This window comes from Streptomyces sp. NPDC048420, from assembly GCF_040651535.1.
In the GTDB taxonomy this organism is placed as follows: domain Bacteria; phylum Actinomycetota; class Actinomycetes; order Streptomycetales; family Streptomycetaceae; genus Streptomyces.
The window spans coordinates 227890-243052 of sequence record NZ_JBEZKG010000013.1 but is presented as its reverse complement, the minus strand read 5'-3'; the positions used below and the strand labels follow the sequence as shown (position 1 = coordinate 243052).

Sequence of the window (15163 nt, the reverse complement as noted above, 5' to 3'; positions counted from 1 at the left end):
GGTCTGGCGCAGCCGGCCGCCGGAGCGCGCGACGAGGCCGACCTTGGTCCCGCCGGGCACAAACAGGTCGAGCCCCTCGAAGAGCAACTCCGCGCCGCGTTGGAGTAGTCGGTGAAGGCGCGAGAGTTCGCGACGCGAGAGCGGCGCTCGGCGCCGAACACCGCAGCCTCGACGATCAGGCCACCCGGTTCGGCAACAGGACCGTCGCCTACGCCCTCCCCGCCGAGGGCAAGGCCGGCATCAGCGACCTGTGAAGCGCCCCGGCCGACGGCACGGGCAAGCCCCGGCTGCTGATCGCGGGGCCGTCTTCTCCGGCACCGCTGTGACGGACGGCTACCTGTCGGTCGGGGCGGCTGCGGCCGGCAGCTCCACCGTGATGCGGAGACCGCCGCCGGAGCGCGGGGCGAGAGCGAGTGTTCCGTCGTGTGCCTGGGTGATGGTCTTGACGATCGCCAGGCCGAGGCCGACGCCCGCGTGGTCGGTACGGATGCGTTCGGTGCCGCGCCGGAACGGTTCGGTGAGAGTGGCCACCAGTTGGGGGGCGAGTTCTTCGCCGGTGTTCTCGACGGTGAGCAGCACGGTGCGTGGACGGATGCCGGTACTGACCCACACCGTGCCCGGTCCGGGCAGGTTGTGGACGATCGCGTTGTGCACGAGGTTCATGGTCAACTGCAGCAGAAGCGCGGGCGATCCGGTCGTCGAAGCGATGTCGCCGCGGGTCTCGATGGTGACGCCGTGCTTTTCCGCGAGCGGGAGAAGTGTCTCGGTGGCCTCCTCCGCCAGGAGGGACAGATCGACGTCTTCGCGACTGAAGGACCGCTGGTCGGCGCGGCTGACCAGCAGCAGGGCCTCGGTGAGATCGATCGCCCGGGTGTTGACGGCGTGAAGGCGTTCGACGAGTTCGCGCGGGTCGTGGTCCGGATCGGCGCGGGCCACGTCGAGAAGTGACTTCGAGACCGCCAGCGGGGTGCGCAGTTCATGGGAGGCGTTGGCGGCGAACCTCCGCTGTTCGTCGACGTGTGCTTCCAGCCGGGCGAGCATCTCGTCGAAGGCGTCGGCCAGTTCGCGGAACTCGTCCTTACGGCCCGACAGCCGGATCCGGTGGGAAAGTGATCCGTTCGCGGCGATGCGCGTGGCGTCCGTGACACGGGTCAACGGGGCGAGCATCCGGCCGGCGAGAACCCACCCTCCGACAAGTCCGAACACCAGCAGAAACGCCAGGACCGCGGCCGCCCTCGGAGCGAAGACCTGCAGAAGGACGGACCGGATGGGAAAGACACCGCCCGTGGGCCTGTCGTCGGGGTTGATGAGCATCGCGCGGTCGGGGACGTAGCGCAGGAGGAACGCCCACACCGCCGCGAGCAGCAGAACACCGGCGACCATGAGGAATCCGGCGTAGCTGAGGGTGAGCCGGAAGCGCACGCTCAGCCCGGGCTGCCTATCCACGCCCTCCTCCTCCGTGTCCGGCCTCCGGTTGCGTGTCGATGCGATAGCCGACGCCCGGCACGGTGGCGATGAGCCCGGGTTCGCCGAGGCGTTTGCGCAGTGCGGAGACGGTGATGCGCACGGCGTTGGTGAAGGGGTCGGCGTTCTCGTCCCACGCGCGTTCCAGAAGTTCCTCGGCGCTGACGATCCCGCCCTCGGCCGCGACGAGTACGTCGAGCACGGCGAACTGCTTCCTCGTCAGCGCGACATAGCGGCCGTCCCGGTAGACCTCTCGGCGGAACGGGTCGAGGCGCAGCCCCGCGATCTCGCGTACGGGAGGCCTGCTGTGGGCACGTCTGCGGTCCAGTGCCCGGAGCCTGAGCGCCAGTTCCCGGAGTTCGAAGGGCTTGGTGAGGTAGTCGTCGGCGCCCAGTTCGAACCCGGAGGCCTTGTCGTCGAGACGGTCGGCCGCCGTGAGCATGAGGATCGGCATGCCGCTGCCGGAGGCGACGATGCGTTCGGCGATCTCGTCACCGGAGGGCCCGGGGACGTCACGGTCGAGGACGGCGATGTCGTAGGCGTTGATGCCGAGCAGTTCCAGAGCGGTGTCGCCGTCCCCTGCCAGGTCGGCCGCGATCGCCTCCAGCCGCAGGCCGTCGCGGATGGCCTCCGCCAGATAGGGCTCGTCCTCGACGATCAGCACACGCATGTCATCGATGCTACGAGTCGGCGCATATCGTCGGCATATCGAAAACCGCATACACGCGGGCAACACCTCGCTGCCTTGACTGGCGGAATGACTCGAATCCCACCGTCGACACGGACGGGTTCCCGCCGAATCCACTACCTCTTAGCCGTCGGACTGGTCGCGGTCCTGGCAGCGATCGTCGTCACCCTCGGCCCCCAGGTGCTGAAGTCCGCCTCGGCCCCGGCGACCTTGAACTCCCTTCCGCTCGGCAAGGCCGACGGCGTCGTCCCCGAAGGCGTGACGGTCTTCGACGACGACTTTCCGGCTGTCGCCGGACTCGACCAGGATCTCCTCGAAGCCCTCCGCGAGGCCGCGACGGACGCCGGAGTCGAGTTCCACGTCAACAGTGGCTGGCGTTCCCCGGCCTACCAGAACCAGCTTCTTCGCGAGGCGGTCGCCAAGTACGGCTCGGCACAGGAGGCCGCCCGCTGGGTGGCCACCGCGACGACGTCACCTCATGTGTCGGGGGACGCGGTCGACCTCGGCCCCTCCGCGGCGACGGCGTGGCTGTCCGACCACGGTGCCGAGTACGGACTCTGCCCGATCTACCGCAACGAACCCTGGCACTACGAACTGCGCCCCGCGGCGATCGCCCACGGCTGCCCGCGGATGTACGCCGACCCCACCCAGGATCCCAGGATGCACCAGTGACCGACTGTGAACGAGGACGGACGATGACGCAGGTGAAGCCCGCGGAGACCGGACAGCTGGGCGCCGACCGCCGGGACACCGGCTCCGGGACCCTGCGCGCAGGCATCCACCGGGCGGTCCGCGTCGTCTCCCGGCCGGAGCCCTGGAAGCGCGGCCCGGTGCCCGCGGCGCTGGCGCTGCTGCTCGGCCTGCTCATACTGCTGCACGCGCGGATCCCGGACGGGTCCAAGAACCTCGGCAGTCTGGTGGAGACCTTCCTCCCGTGGTTCGGCGCCTTCGTCCCGCTACTGCTGGCCGCCGCACTGTGGCGGCTCTCCGCCTCGGCGCTGGTCGCGCTGCTGCTGCCGGTCACGGCGTGGCTGAACCTCTTCAGCGGTCTGCTCACCGACAAGTCCCACGCGGGCGGCGACCTGACCGTGGTCAGCCACAACGTGGGCGCCGACAACCGGGATCCGGTCGGCACCGCACGCGATCTGACCGCTTCCGGGGCGGATGTGCTGGCCCTGGAGGAGATCACCACGCAGGCAGCGGTCACGTACGAGAAGACGCTGGCGAAGGCGTACCCGTATCACGTGCTGCGGGGCACGGTCGGGCTGTGGAGCAAGCTGCCGCTGTCGGACACGCGGACGGTCGACGACGGAATGCGGGGCATGGCCGGACCGCTGGCGGCGCACCTGTCGGCCGAGGAGAGAGCGGGCACACCCCGCGCGCTGCGCACGACCGTGGCCACGGACCAGGGGCCGTTGGCGGTGTACGTGGCCCACCTGGGATCCGTACGCGTCAATCCGAGAGGGGGCATGTCGTCGGGCGAACGGGACGCCGGCGCACTGGCCCTCGGCAAGGCCGTGGCCGCCGAGAAGAACGAGCGGGTGGTGCTGCTCGGCGACCTGAACGGCACGATGGACGACCGCAAGTTCGACAGCCTCACCTCCCAGCTGGACTCGGCCCAGGTGGTGGCCGGGGACGGCTTCGGGTTCACCTGGCCGACGGAGTTCCCGGTGGCACGGATCGACCAGATTCTGGTCAGGGGCGTGCGGCCGGACAGCGCCTGGGTACTGCCGGCCACCGGCAGCGATCACCGGCCGGTGGCCGCCCGCATCAGTTGGTGAACACCCCGTCATCCACTCACCGATAGCGCTGTACCGATGTCTCCCCGAGGCCGATCACCTCGTCCTCCACCGGGTCGTCGTCGAGGAAGCCCCCCGACTGGTGGTGCCACAGCTTCGCGTACGGGCCTTCCAGCGCGAGCAGTTCCTGGTGACTGCCCTGCTCGACGATCCGCCCGCGGTCGAGGACGACGAGCTGGTCCATGCCCGCGACCGTGCTCAGCCGGTGCGCCACCACGAGCGCCGTCCGCCCCTCCATGAGCCGCCACAGCGCTTCCTGGACCAGGAGTTCGCTCTCCGAGTCCAGGGCGCTGGTCGCCTCGTCGAGCAGCAGGATCGGCGCGTCGCGCAGGATCGCCCGGGCGAGCGCGACGCGCTGGCGCTGCCCGCCGGACAGCTTGACGCCCCGCTCGCCCACCAGGGTGTCGAAGCCGTCGGGCAGGGCGTCGGCGAACTCGGTGACATGGGCCGCCTCGGCCGCGCGACGGATCTCGGCGTCGGTGGCGTCCGGCCGGGCGAAGGCGATGTTGTCCCGCAGGGTGCGGTGGAACATGGCCGGGTCCTGCGGGACGTACGCCATCAGGCTGCGCAGGTCGGTCTGGCGCAACCGGCTGATGTCCTGGCCGCCGACGAGGATCCGGCCGCCGTCGATGTCCTGCATCCGCAGCAGCAGCCGGGTGAGCGTGGTCTTGCCGCCGCCGGAGCGTCCGACGAGGCCGACCTTGGTCCCGCCGGGCACGAAGAGGTCGAGCCCCTCGAAGAGCAGTTCCGCGCCCGCGTGGGCGAAGTTCACCTGCTCGAAGCGGACGTCGGCGGCCCCGGGCAGCAGTGGCTCCGGCGACGGCGGGTCGAGTACGGTCGGCGGGGTCAGGAGCAGTTCGGTGAACTGCGCGGCCTCCGTCATCGAGCTCTCCAGACGACGGTAGATCTGGTTGAACTCGAACATGATCCGGGTCGCGTTGGAGTAGTAGGTGAAGGCGACCACGACCGCCTCCACGCCGTGCTCGCCCCCGCCGAGGGTGACCGCGAGCAGCAGGCCGAGCGCGTTGGTCAGCACGGACATCGGCGCGACGAAGGTGTCGATGCGCAGGTTGCCGTAGTCCCACGACCGGAGCATGAGCCGGCGCGAGGTCGCGACACGGGAGCGGTGCTCGGCGGCCTCGCGTTCCTCGGCGCCGAACGCCCGGACCGTGTCCATGTTCATCAGGCTGTCGGCGACGTGCCCGGACACCCGGGCGACCGCTGCCTCGCGCTCGGCGACCAGCCTCTGGCGGTGCCGGATGAGGGGAGCCGCGCACAGCGCCGTGACCGCGATCATCGTCAACAGCCCGACGACGAGCAGCGGTTCGTAGCGCCACAGCACCACCGAGCCGAACAGCAGCGGCACGACGTTGCCGACGACCTGGAAGCACAGGGTGTCGACGAACGGCTCGAAACGGGTGGCGAAGCTCAGGACGCGCTTGGTGAGCGACCCGGCGAAGTTGTCGTGGAAGAACGTGGCGTCCTTGGCGAACAGTTCGTCCATACCGATGACGTAGAGGTGCTCGATGCCGAGGGCGTCGAGGCGGTTCATGCAGTGGAGGGCGACCCGCCACAGTGTCTCCGCGAGCAGCAGGACACCGGCGAAACCCAGGACGTACGGCAGTGCCGACCTGACGGTGAGTTCGCCGCCGTCGGCGATGTCACCGGCAAGCTTCGCGACGATCAGCGGGGCGATGTAGTTGAGGCCGATGCCGCCCAGCGCGAACAGCAGCATGGCGGGAGCCGTCAGCCGGCGAAGCCGGGCCAACTCCCGTCCGTAGTAACGGAGTGCGAGGAGCACCGCGCCCTTGCGCGGCGTGACTTTCTCTAGCTCAGGCGTCTGCATCCTAACCCTGTGTGTATGGGGAGTAGCGGTCCGGGTTCGGCAGTGTCCCGTGACGGCGGCCTCGCGGTCCACGTGTTTTTCGGCAGGTCACGCCTATCGAGGACCGTCAAATCTCAAGTGACGCAAGGGGATTGACGTAGAAAGCGCTTGCCACCTACGGTCCCCCGAATGGGTATGCAGCGAAGACTCGGCTGGGCGTCGCTCGCCGCGGCGACCACGATGGCACTGGCGGCAGGAGTGATCACGGCACCGGCCGCGCACTCCGCGGACGAGCCCGTGACCGTCGTGGTCGACGGTGACGACGTACGGGCCGACAACGTGAACGGCCTCACCTACAAGGGCCTCGGCCTGCTCAGCTGCAACAGCACGAGCAATCTGCTGATGGACTACAAGGCGGAACATCCCGACCGCTACTGGCAGCTCGTCAGGGTGCTGTTCGGCGGCAGGAACCCCCTCATCAACCACGTCAAGGTCGAGATGGGGTCGGACACCAACACCTCGACCGGTTCCGATCCGGCGACCATGCGCACGGCGGACGAACTCGCCGACGCGTCCCGCTCCCCCGGCTTCCAACTCGCCGCCGACGCCAAGACGGTGAACCCGGACCTCAAGGTCTCGATCCTGCGCTGGGTCATGCCCCAGTGGGTGCAGACCGAGTGGAACAAGGGCACCGGCACCGACGAGATGTACAAGTGGTACAAGGAGACGATCCTCGACGCGTACGAGAAGTACGGGTACATGGTCGACTACGTCAATCCGGACACCAACGAGACCACGAAACCGGACATCTCCTTCGTCAAGTGGTACAAGAACGCCCTGGCGAACGACACCGAATTCGCCGACCCCCGTTACGGTCTGACGCCCGCTCAGCAGAAGGCGGCCGCGAAGGCGTACCACGACATCAGGATCGTCGCCTCGGACGAGAACACCACGAAGAACATCGGCCCGGCGATGCTCACGGACACCGAACTCTTCGGCATGGTCGACGCGGTGGGCTACCACTACACCACCGAGGACCGGCTCGACGGCGCTCCCGACAGCGCCACCTACCAGCCGTACACGAAGCTGGCGACCGGTGACAACGCCCGGGGCCAGGACAAGGAGGTCTGGTACAGCGAGGGCGTCGGCTCCTTCGGCTGGACGGACTACCGGGTGGCCAACACCGAGGGGCCGGGCGGCGCGAGCACCGGGATCGGCGGTGTGCAGAGCGCGCTCGACCTCGCCAACCGTTCCGTGAAGAGCTACGCCAACTCCAAGCGGACGCACTACATCTTCCAGCCGGCGATCGGCTCCTTCTACGAGGGCGCCCAGTACAGCCACAAGGAGCTGGTCAGCGCCCGCGACCCGTGGTCCGGGAGCATCCACTACGACGCCGCCGTGTACGTGATGCAGCACTTCACCCAGTTCGCGAGGACCGGCTGGGAGAACGCCACCAACACGGCCGGCATCTGGCGCACCGTGCCCGAGGCGAGCTACAGCGGGGTGAGCGGCACCGAGAACGTCGACGGCTCGAACGGCGCCCCCAGCTACATGACGCTCGCCGACCCGAAGAAGAAGGACTTCTCCACGATCGCCGTCAACGACAGCGACCGGACGAAGAGTTACCGGATCAAGGCCGAGAACATGGCCCTGGGCGCCGACCCCACCATGGAGGTCTGGGAGACCCGCGCGGCCGACCCCGGCCAGGCCTACGACGCCAACTTCAAGCACCTGGCCGCCGAGATCCGCCCCGACGGCGACGGCTACTACACCTACACCGTCCAGCCGCGCTCGATCGTCACGTTCACCACGCTCGACCGCAGCCACGACAAGGCGACGCAGCAGCGCCTGCCCGACTCGGCGGCCCGCACGGTGCTCGACACCGACGCGACCGGCAAGCGGCACGACACCCGCGACAGCGTCCTGTACGCCGACGACTTCGGGTACGAGGAGGAGGGCAGGGTCCAGGTCGGCACCGACAACGGCGCCCGCAAGGTCTCCCAGCCGTACCTCAAGTCCCGTGGCGACCAACCGCGTTACCTGGTCGACCAGACCGGAGCGTGGGAGGTCGGCGAGGACACGAGCGGTGACAACGTGCTGTACCAGTATCTGGACCAGTCCATGAAGGCCACCGGTGCCTGGAACCGGAACACCCCCAACACCACGGTGGGTGACTTCCGTTGGGAGAACTACCGGGCCTCGGTCGACGTGTCCTTCCCGGACCCGGCCGGCGGACTCGCCACCCTGGGCGTGCGTCAGCAGAAGGGGATGGCCGCGACGGACGCGGCGTACAGCATCGGCATCGACCCGACGGGGAAGTGGACCTTCTACCGTTACGGCACGGCGATCCGGACGGGGACGGTCGCCGCGGCGGACGGCTACCGTCTCGCCGTCGAGGCCAAGGGCGCGACCGTCACCGTGGACGTCGACGGACAGACTGTCGCCACCTATCAGGACCCGACACCGACGAGCGGGGGCCGCGTCAAGCTCGGCACCGACTTCCACACGACCGCGTTCGACAACCTGAAGGTCGAGAAGGTCGCCGGATACACCCCGTACGCCACCACGCTGACCGACAACATGGACAGCTCGGTCGGCTACGAGGGCACGTGGAGCCGGAACGCCTCCCTGGGCGACGCGATGAACTGGTACCGCTCGACGTCGACCAGCAGCACGGCCGGAGCGACCTTCACCGTCCCGTTCTCCGGTACGGGCATCGACGTCATCGGCGGCAACGACGGCAGCGCCGTCCTCGACGTCGAGGTCGACGGCCGGCCGGTCGCCCGGGACGCGAGGACCACCGCCACCGACAAGCGTCAGGCGACGTACTCCCTGCGCGGCCTGCGCGACGGCAGGCACACCGCGACCTTCACCCTGAAGTCCGGGAAGCTCGTACTGGACGCGTTCACCACGCTCTCCGGCGATGTGGACGGGCAGGTCGACACCACCCCGATCCGCAGCACCCTCAAGGCGATCGGCCGCCCCGCGGAGGCCGACCACACGGCAGACTCATGGGCCCTGTTCGCGACCGCGCGTTCGGCCGCCAGGTCTGCGGTGGGCGGCCAGAAGGGCCTCGACACGATCGGGGTCGAGCAGATCACGAACAGACTCGAGAAGGCGTACGGAGGGCTGGTGCGCAAGGAGGCCTGAACGACCGAAGGCCGTTCCGAGACACCTCGGAACGGCCCCGGGAGTCACGCGCCGCGGAGCTGAACGGTCTGGAGCCGTCGGCCCTGGTCCGACACGAAAAGGGCCCCCACAGGCTCTCGCCTGCGAAGACCCTTCGCACCGTCGGGACGACAGGATTTGAACCTGCGACCCCTTGACCCCCAGTCAAGTGCGCTACCAAGCTGCGCCACGTCCCGGCCGCGTCTCCCACGGGTGTTCCGTGTGATCGCGCAGGTAACCCTACCTCACGCGCGCGGCCGGACCGACTGGCGGGCGTCAGCCCCGGGTGACCACGGTCTCGCGGACCTCCGTCGCCCCCGCGACGACCCGGCGCGCGGCCCGCCGTACCGGAACGAGCAGGGCCGCCAGGGCCGCCGCGAGGCAGAGCACGGCCAGCAGGGTGAAGCCGTGCGTGTAGCCGGACTCGTACGGCAGTCCCGAGGGCTGCAGGTGACCGGTGACCAGGACGCTGGTGACCGCCGCGCCGATGGAGCCGCCGATCGTGCGGATGTTGGCGTTCATACCGGTCGCGGCGCCGGTCTGGTCGGCCGGGACACTGCCCACGATCAGGTTGGCCATGGAGGCGAAGGCGAGCCCGATGCCGAGCCCGAACAGGCCCGCGACCACGGCGATCTGCCATTGATCGTCGTGCCAGAGCGCGAGGAAGCCGCAGGCCACCGCGCCCAGCGCGGCCCCGGTCACCAGCAGCGGCTTGGCACCGACCACCGGCTCCAGCCGACCGCTGAGCACCCCGGAGAGGAACATCGCCACCAGCATCGGCAGCATGAGCAGTCCGGCCGCGGTGACGCTCGCGCCGAAGCCGTACCCGGCCGACGACGGCGTCTGGACGAAGCCCGGCAGGAAGGACCAGATCGAGTACATCCCGGCACCGAAGAGCAGCGCGACGGTGTTCGTGGTCCAGACGGCGGGCAGGCGCATCACCTTCAGGTCGATCAGCGGGGTGCGGGAGCGGGCCTCGGAGTAGAGCCACAGCGAGAACAGGACGACGGCCATGGCGAAGAGTCCGAGGACCCGGGCCGAGCCCCAGCCCCATGTGCCCGCCTGGCTGAGCGGCAGCAGCAGCGCGACCAGCCATGCGGAGAGCAGCACGGCACCGAGCCAATTGACGTTCCCCTGCGCCCTGTTGGGCGACTCGGGCACATAGCGTACGGCGATCAGGGTGGCGGCGATCACGATGGCGACCGGGATCCAGAACAGCCAGCGGTAGTCGAGCGCGGTCACGATGGGACCGGCGGCCACCATTCCGACGCCACCGCCGGCGGCGATCACGGCGGACAGGTTGCTGATGGAGCCGCTCACCTGGGACGCCTCGAACTCGTCCCGGATGATGCCGAAGGAGAGCGGGAGCAGGGCGCCGCCGACACCCTGGACGACGCGGGCGACGATCATGAGACCGATCGAAGGCGCCAGCGCGGCGAGGAGACAGCCGACCGCCACCGCCACCAGGACGGCGACGAGCGTGCGCTTCTTGCCGACCAGGTCGCCTACCCGGCCGAGGATCGGCGTGAAGATCGAGGCGGACAGCAGATACGCGGTCATCACCCAGGTCGCGGTGGACTGCGAGGTGTGCAGCGCGTGCTGGACGGTCGGCAGGGCCGGCGCGATCAGCGACTGCAGCATGGCGAACACGCCGGCACCGGTCGCGAGGACCGCGAAGGTGAGGCGGGTGGACTTGCGGGGCATGAAGAGCCTCTCCGAACGAACGGGGTGCGGCCGGGGCCTCGTGGGAAGCGGTCGCGGAAAGGAGGATGGGCACCTCGACTGCTAAAGTGGAGGTACGCCTCCACTCTAGCGGAGGCACACCTCCGCTTCAACGCGTACCGGAGGACTACCTCCGTTTCATCGTCCGGGAGGCAAATCGTGACCGCCCCGTCGTCGTTCCCCGTCAGCGAGATCGTCGCGTCCCGCCGACCGCACCGGAAGGACGCCGCCCGCAACTACGACGCGCTGCTCGCCGCCGCGCGTGAGGCGTTCGCCGAGCATGGGGCCGAGGCGTCCCTGGAGGACATCGCGCGGCGCGCGGGCGTCGGCATCGGCACGCTGTACCGGAACTTCCCCACCCGCCGCCATCTCTTCGAGAGCGTGTACGCGGACGAGGTGAACACACTGGTGGAGGCGGCCCAGGAGCTCGCCGACCAGGAGCCCTGGCAGGCCCTCACGGCCTGGCTCGACCGGTTCACGGGCTACATGGTGACCAAGCGGGCGGTGCGCGAGGCGCTCAACGACGAGTCGGAGATCTTCGCGGCATGCCGGGATTCCCTGTACGCGGCGGGCGGACCGTTGTTCGAGCGGGCGCAGGAGGCGGGGCAGGCGCGTCGGGACATGGACTTCGTCGATCTGCTGCGGATGGTTGCCGGTATCACCGCCACGGCGTTCGATGACGACGTCCAGCGCGATCGGGTGTTGTCGATCGCGCTGGACGGGGTGCGTGCCGTGCGCTGAAGGGGGAGCGCCTCCGAGCGCGGGGCGACCGGCCGTGGGGCGGGTGCGGGTCATGGGAGGTTGATCGCGCGGTCGGCCAGGTCCTGCCGGAGGACCTCCACGCCGAACGCCGGCCCCGCGTCCTCGCGGTGGCCGGCGTCCGCCCTGTTCTCCCGGGAGCAGGCCGCGATCGCGCCCGCGGTCAGCGCGCCGATCAGCATGCCGAAGGTGGCGTAGCCAGGTCTCCAGCAGGTGGGGCAGCTCAGGCCACCGGTGGCGTCCCGTGGGTATGGAACGACTCGATGGTCTTCAGACCCCAGGCCTGCCCCTTCTTCCGCTCCTCCTCGGTCCAGGTGATCAACGGCCAGTCGGGCGCGAGGACCAGCCGGGTCAGCGGGTTGCACAACTCGATGCGGTTGCCGCCGGGTTCGTAGACATAGAGGAAGAACGTCTGCTGGATGGCGTGCTTGTGCGGGCCCGTCTCGATGAACACACCGGTGTCGATGGCGAGATCGGCCGCGCGCAGGATGTCCTCACGTGTGTCCGTCGCGAAGGCGATGTGGTGCAGCCGGCCCTCGCTGCCGGTCCAGTCCGAGGTGTAGACGACGTCGTACGACTTGTTGGTGTACGTCAGCCAGCGCGCCGCGATCTTCCCGCTGTCCAGCCGGATCTGCTCGGTGGGCCGGGCACCGAGCACGTTCTGCTGGAACTCGGCGTTGGCGAGCACGTCGGCGGCGAGGAAGTTGATGTGGTCCAACCGCCGTACGCCGACTCCCCTGTTGGGCTTGGCCTGTGGCTGGTTCTTCAGCGCGGGCTTCAGCTCGTCCGGCGCCCGGTAGTGCTCGCTCTCCCAGTAGAGGGCGTGTTCGTGGCCGTCCGGATCGGTGGTGACGTAGAGCTTGCCGAGGCCGAGTTCGTCCTCGACCCACTTGCCGGTGCCGCCCGACTCCTCAACTGCCTTGATACGGCGGTGAAGTGCCTTCTCGCTTGAGGTGCGCAGGGCGAGCCGGCCGAGGCCGGGCTGTTCGCGGGCGGTGAGGACCAGGCTGTGGTGCTCGTAGTCGTCGTAGGTCCGCAGACAGACCGTGTCGCCGTCCTGGCCGTTGACCGTGAGGCCCAGGTAGTCGGTGAAGAAGGCGACGCTGGCGTCCAGGTCCGGGGTGTAGAGCTGGGTGTGGCCGATGTGGGCGATGTCGCCGAGCGGCGGAGTCACCGGTGACCTCCTGTGGGTCGGTCGGCGGCCCGGGGGAAGACGGTGCCGTCGAAGATCTTGCGGGCCGTACGGACCACGGCGGTACGGCGGGCGGACGGGAGGCCGTCGGGGGTGGCTCCGAGGCTGCTTTCGATGTCCAGGAATCCCGTGGGATGTTCTATGCGAATCCGGTCGCTTTCCGGATCGATCACCGCGAGCTCGGCGCCCACACCGCCCTCGATCCGCAGCCCCGCGGCCACGCCGGCCGCGCCCAGGACGCCGATGGAGGGGTGACAACGCACGGGGATGAAGGTGCGGGTGGTGACCGCGCCGCCGTCCCGGGGCGGGGCGAGCAGGGTGAGCTTGGGGACGGTGGCGTCGGACACGTCACCGAGGCCCATCAGCCGGCCCGCCTCCAGTCGGACGGTGCGCAGGCGGTCGGCCAGGGCCACGTCCTCCTCCAGGTCCCGGGGCGGCTCGTAGCCGGTGACCTTGAGCGAGGCCGCCGCCATGAGGACGGTCGGCATGCCGTTGTTCACGCAGGTCACCTCGACGCCGTCGATGACGTCGACGGCGTTGCCGGTGGGGAGCAACTGCCCCCCGCTCGGCGGGAACTCGATCACCACGGGCGCCGCCGTTCCCGGCACACCCGAGATCTCCGCGTTCCCCGTGTAGTCCACGCGGCCGCCCGGGGTCGGGAAGGTCGCGGTGGCGTGGTCACCGGAGTTGACCATGCGGATCCGGACGGCGGTCTCCTGCTCCCCCGCCGGGACGAGTCCGCGCTCGACGGCGAACGGGCCGACTCCGGCGAGGATGTTCCCGCAGTTCTGACGGTCGCTCACCTCGGGCCGGTCGACGACGACTTGGAGGAAGAGGTAGTCGACGTCGGCGTTCGGGTCGGCGGACGGGGAGATGACGGCGACCTTGCTGGTGAGCGGGTGCGCACCCCCCAGTCCGTCGATCTGCCGTTCGTCGGGGCTGCCCATGATGCGGAGCAACAGGTCGTCGCGCAGGGCGGGTTCGGCGGGCAGGTCGCCGGCGAGGAAGTAGGCACCCTTGGAGGTGCCGCCTCGCATCAGCATGCAGGGCACCTCCTCCGGAAGCGAGGTCACGACCGCTCCCTCTCGTACTCCTCGTACGTCCGGTACGCCACTCCGAGCCGCTTCAGCGTCTCCCTCAACCCGTAACGGTCCAGGCCGAGTTGGCCTTCGATGAAGGCGGCACGGGTGGCCGCCTCCTTGGCCTCGCGGGCCTCCGACTTCCCGACCGTCTCAGGCACGCGCTCGCGCGGGACGACCACGACACCGTCGTCGTCGGCGAGGACCACGTCGCCCGGGTTGATCACCTGGCCGTCGATGGCGATCGGCACGTTGACCGAGCCACCCGTGGCCTTGACGGTGCCCTGCGAGGAGACCGCGCGGGACCAGGCGGCGAAGCCCATCTCCCGCAGCTCCCGGGTGTCGCGGATACCGGTGTTGGTGACGACTCCGCGCACCCCGCGCTGCTTCAGAGCGGTCGCGAACAGCTCGCCGAACAGACCGTCCGTGCACGGGGAGGTGGTGGTGACGACCAGGATGTCGCCCTCGCCGCACTGTTCGACGGCGGCGTGGATCATGAGGTTGTCGCCGGGCCAGCTGAGCACGGTGACGGCGGTGCCGGCGACCCGTACGCCCTGCTGGACGGGACGGACGTCCGGGCCCAGCAGACCCGTTCGGCCCATCGCCTCGCTGACGGTGGCCACGCCGTACCGCGCGAGCGCGTCGACGTCCTTCAGCTCCGCCTTCGGCGGGTTGGTGACGATCACGCCGCTCACGCCAGCTCCTTCGCGATCTGCGGGTACGGGCGCATGTACGCCTCGGCCATGGTCTTGTGGGCCAGGCCCAGGTTCGGGCCCGCGTTGCGCTTGAGCTGGACGCCCCGGCGCACGGCGAGGTCGGTGTAGTAGTCCCACAGGTGCTGCTGGGCGCCGAGGCACTCCATGGCCTTGCGCTTGGTCTCCCAGACCTCGGTGATGTCGAGGAGGACCTCGGGCCTGAAGCCGCTCATCTCGGGCTGGTGCGGCTCGAAGTAGAAGACGGGCGGGGCGCCGATGATCTCGCCCTCGCCCGGATAGCCGATGGCCTGCGCGAGGACCCGGGCCTCCAGGGCCATGCGGTTGGCGGCCGGGTGGTCGCCGTTGTACGGGTCCTCGACCGGGTGGGTCAGCACCACGTCGGGCTGGGTGGCCCGGTAGACCTCGACGAGTTTGTCGGTCAGTCCGGCGGTGGCGACCAGCGGGTAGTCGCCGGCGTCGAAGAAGCGGACCTCGCCGCCGAGGGTGACGGCGGCCCGCTCGGCCTCGTCCCGGCGTATCGCCTTGATCTCGTCGAGTTTCTTCCCCTCCCGCCAGGCCTTGGCGGACTCGCCGCGCTCACCGAAGGTCAGACAGGCGATGGTGACCTTCTCGCCCCGGGAGGCGGCCAGGGCGATGGCACCGCCGGCGCGCCACACGAAGTCCCCGGCATGCGCGGTGATCACAAGGGTCGAACGTGGAGTGGCGGGCGCGCCTGACTGCGTCATTGCTCGAATCTCCTTGGAGTCGACAC

Annotated in this window: 13 protein-coding genes and 1 tRNA gene; 4 read left to right on the top strand and 10 right to left on the bottom strand. The window is 69.6% G+C overall.

Translation table 11 applies throughout. From position 1 onward, the window contains the following. Positions 1-333: 333 nt before the first annotated feature. Both AB0D34_RS25955 and AB0D34_RS25950 read right to left on the bottom strand, forming a co-directional pair. The gene (locus tag AB0D34_RS25955; RefSeq protein ID WP_362665262.1) at positions 334-1446 is read right to left on the bottom strand and encodes a HAMP domain-containing sensor histidine kinase; all 1113 of its coding nucleotides are present in this window, start codon (positions 1444-1446) and stop codon (positions 334-336) included. Further along, positions 1439-2134: a response regulator transcription factor gene (locus tag AB0D34_RS25950; protein ID WP_362665260.1), complete on the bottom strand. Its 696-nt coding sequence runs from the start codon at positions 2132-2134 to the stop codon at positions 1439-1441. The genes AB0D34_RS25955 and AB0D34_RS25950 overlap by 8 nt, the downstream gene beginning before the upstream one ends. Before the next feature lie 87 nt (positions 2135-2221). Between AB0D34_RS25950 and AB0D34_RS25945 the strand changes: the two genes are divergently transcribed. Next, complete coding sequence (locus AB0D34_RS25945) at positions 2222-2824, top strand: M15 family metallopeptidase (protein ID WP_362665258.1); 603 nt, start codon at positions 2222-2224, stop codon at positions 2822-2824. Positions 2825-2847: 23 nt separating this feature from the next. Beyond that, the gene (locus tag AB0D34_RS25940; RefSeq protein WP_362665256.1) at positions 2848-3933 is read left to right on the top strand and encodes an endonuclease/exonuclease/phosphatase family protein; all 1086 of its coding nucleotides are present in this window, start codon (positions 2848-2850) and stop codon (positions 3931-3933) included. Between the two features lie 16 nt (positions 3934-3949). On the opposite strand, the gene AB0D34_RS25935 is transcribed toward AB0D34_RS25940, so the two are convergent. Beyond that, complete coding sequence (locus tag AB0D34_RS25935; RefSeq protein ID WP_362665254.1) at positions 3950-5797, bottom strand: ABC transporter ATP-binding protein; 1848 nt, start codon at positions 5795-5797, stop codon at positions 3950-3952. A gap of 168 nt (positions 5798-5965) precedes the next feature. Here AB0D34_RS25935 and AB0D34_RS25930 point away from each other — a divergent pair, with 168 nt between their 5' ends. Then, the gene (locus tag AB0D34_RS25930) at positions 5966-8926 is read left to right on the top strand and encodes a GH59 galactosidase (RefSeq protein ID WP_362665252.1); all 2961 of its coding nucleotides are present in this window, start codon (positions 5966-5968) and stop codon (positions 8924-8926) included. 141 nt (positions 8927-9067) lie between these two features. Here the strand turns inward: AB0D34_RS25930 and AB0D34_RS25925 are convergent. Together AB0D34_RS25925 and AB0D34_RS25920 are read right to left on the bottom strand one after the other, a co-directional pair. Beyond that, a tRNA-Pro gene (locus AB0D34_RS25925) sits at positions 9068-9141 on the bottom strand. Positions 9142-9220: 79 nt separating this feature from the next. Further along, positions 9221-10648 (bottom strand): MFS transporter, encoded by a 1428-nt coding sequence (locus AB0D34_RS25920; RefSeq protein WP_362665250.1) that lies wholly within the window; start codon positions 10646-10648, stop codon positions 9221-9223. A gap of 177 nt (positions 10649-10825) precedes the next feature. On the opposite strand from AB0D34_RS25920, the gene AB0D34_RS25915 reads away from it, so the two are divergent. After that, a complete protein-coding gene (locus AB0D34_RS25915) occupies positions 10826-11407 on the top strand; it encodes a helix-turn-helix domain-containing protein (RefSeq protein WP_362665248.1) in 582 nt (193 codons plus the stop codon). Positions 11408-11457: 50 nt separating this feature from the next. On the opposite strand, the gene AB0D34_RS25910 is transcribed toward AB0D34_RS25915, so the two are convergent. The 5 genes from AB0D34_RS25910 to AB0D34_RS25890 are packed head-to-tail and all read right to left on the bottom strand — an operon-like array spanning position 11458 to position 15137. Further along, positions 11458-11607, bottom strand: a complete 150-nt coding sequence (locus AB0D34_RS25910) for a hypothetical protein (protein WP_362665246.1) — start codon at positions 11605-11607, stop codon at positions 11458-11460. A 41-nt stretch (positions 11608-11648) separates the two neighbouring features. After that, positions 11649-12599, bottom strand: a complete 951-nt coding sequence (locus tag AB0D34_RS25905) for a catechol 2,3-dioxygenase (RefSeq protein ID WP_362665244.1) — start codon at positions 12597-12599, stop codon at positions 11649-11651. Then, complete coding sequence (locus AB0D34_RS25900; RefSeq protein WP_362665439.1) at positions 12596-13660, bottom strand: 4-oxalomesaconate tautomerase; 1065 nt, start codon at positions 13658-13660, stop codon at positions 12596-12598. The genes AB0D34_RS25905 and AB0D34_RS25900 overlap by 4 nt, the downstream gene beginning before the upstream one ends. Positions 13661-13686: 26 nt before the next feature. Further along, positions 13687-14391 (bottom strand): 4-carboxy-4-hydroxy-2-oxoadipate aldolase/oxaloacetate decarboxylase, encoded by a 705-nt coding sequence (locus AB0D34_RS25895; RefSeq protein ID WP_362665242.1) that lies wholly within the window; start codon positions 14389-14391, stop codon positions 13687-13689. Further along, on the bottom strand, positions 14388-15137 hold the full coding sequence (locus tag AB0D34_RS25890; RefSeq protein ID WP_362665240.1) for a PIG-L deacetylase family protein: 750 nt from the start codon (positions 15135-15137) through the stop codon (positions 14388-14390). The genes AB0D34_RS25895 and AB0D34_RS25890 overlap by 4 nt, the downstream gene beginning before the upstream one ends. Positions 15138-15163 lie beyond the last annotated feature (26 nt).

Bases quoted from the DNA above. Each gene is read 5' to 3' on its own strand.
- AB0D34_RS25950 (WP_362665260.1), bottom strand. From the start codon at position 2,134: ATGCGTGTGCTGATCGTCGAGGACGAGCCCTATCTGGCGGAGGCCATC.
- AB0D34_RS25945 (WP_362665258.1), top strand. From the start codon at position 2,222: ATGACTCGAATCCCACCGTCGACACGGACGGGTTCCCGCCGAATCCAC.
- AB0D34_RS25940 (WP_362665256.1), top strand. From the start codon at position 2,848: ATGACGCAGGTGAAGCCCGCGGAGACCGGACAGCTGGGCGCCGACCGC.
- AB0D34_RS25935 (WP_362665254.1), bottom strand. From the start codon at position 5,797: ATGCAGACGCCTGAGCTAGAGAAAGTCACGCCGCGCAAGGGCGCGGTG.
- AB0D34_RS25930 (WP_362665252.1), top strand. From the start codon at position 5,966: ATGGGTATGCAGCGAAGACTCGGCTGGGCGTCGCTCGCCGCGGCGACC.
- AB0D34_RS25920 (WP_362665250.1), bottom strand. From the start codon at position 10,648: ATGCCCCGCAAGTCCACCCGCCTCACCTTCGCGGTCCTCGCGACCGGT.
- AB0D34_RS25910 (WP_362665246.1), bottom strand. From the start codon at position 11,607: ATGCTGATCGGCGCGCTGACCGCGGGCGCGATCGCGGCCTGCTCCCGG.
- AB0D34_RS25900 (WP_362665439.1), bottom strand. From the start codon at position 13,660: ATGCTGATGCGAGGCGGCACCTCCAAGGGTGCCTACTTCCTCGCCGGC.
- AB0D34_RS25890 (WP_362665240.1), bottom strand. From the start codon at position 15,137: ATGACGCAGTCAGGCGCGCCCGCCACTCCACGTTCGACCCTTGTGATC.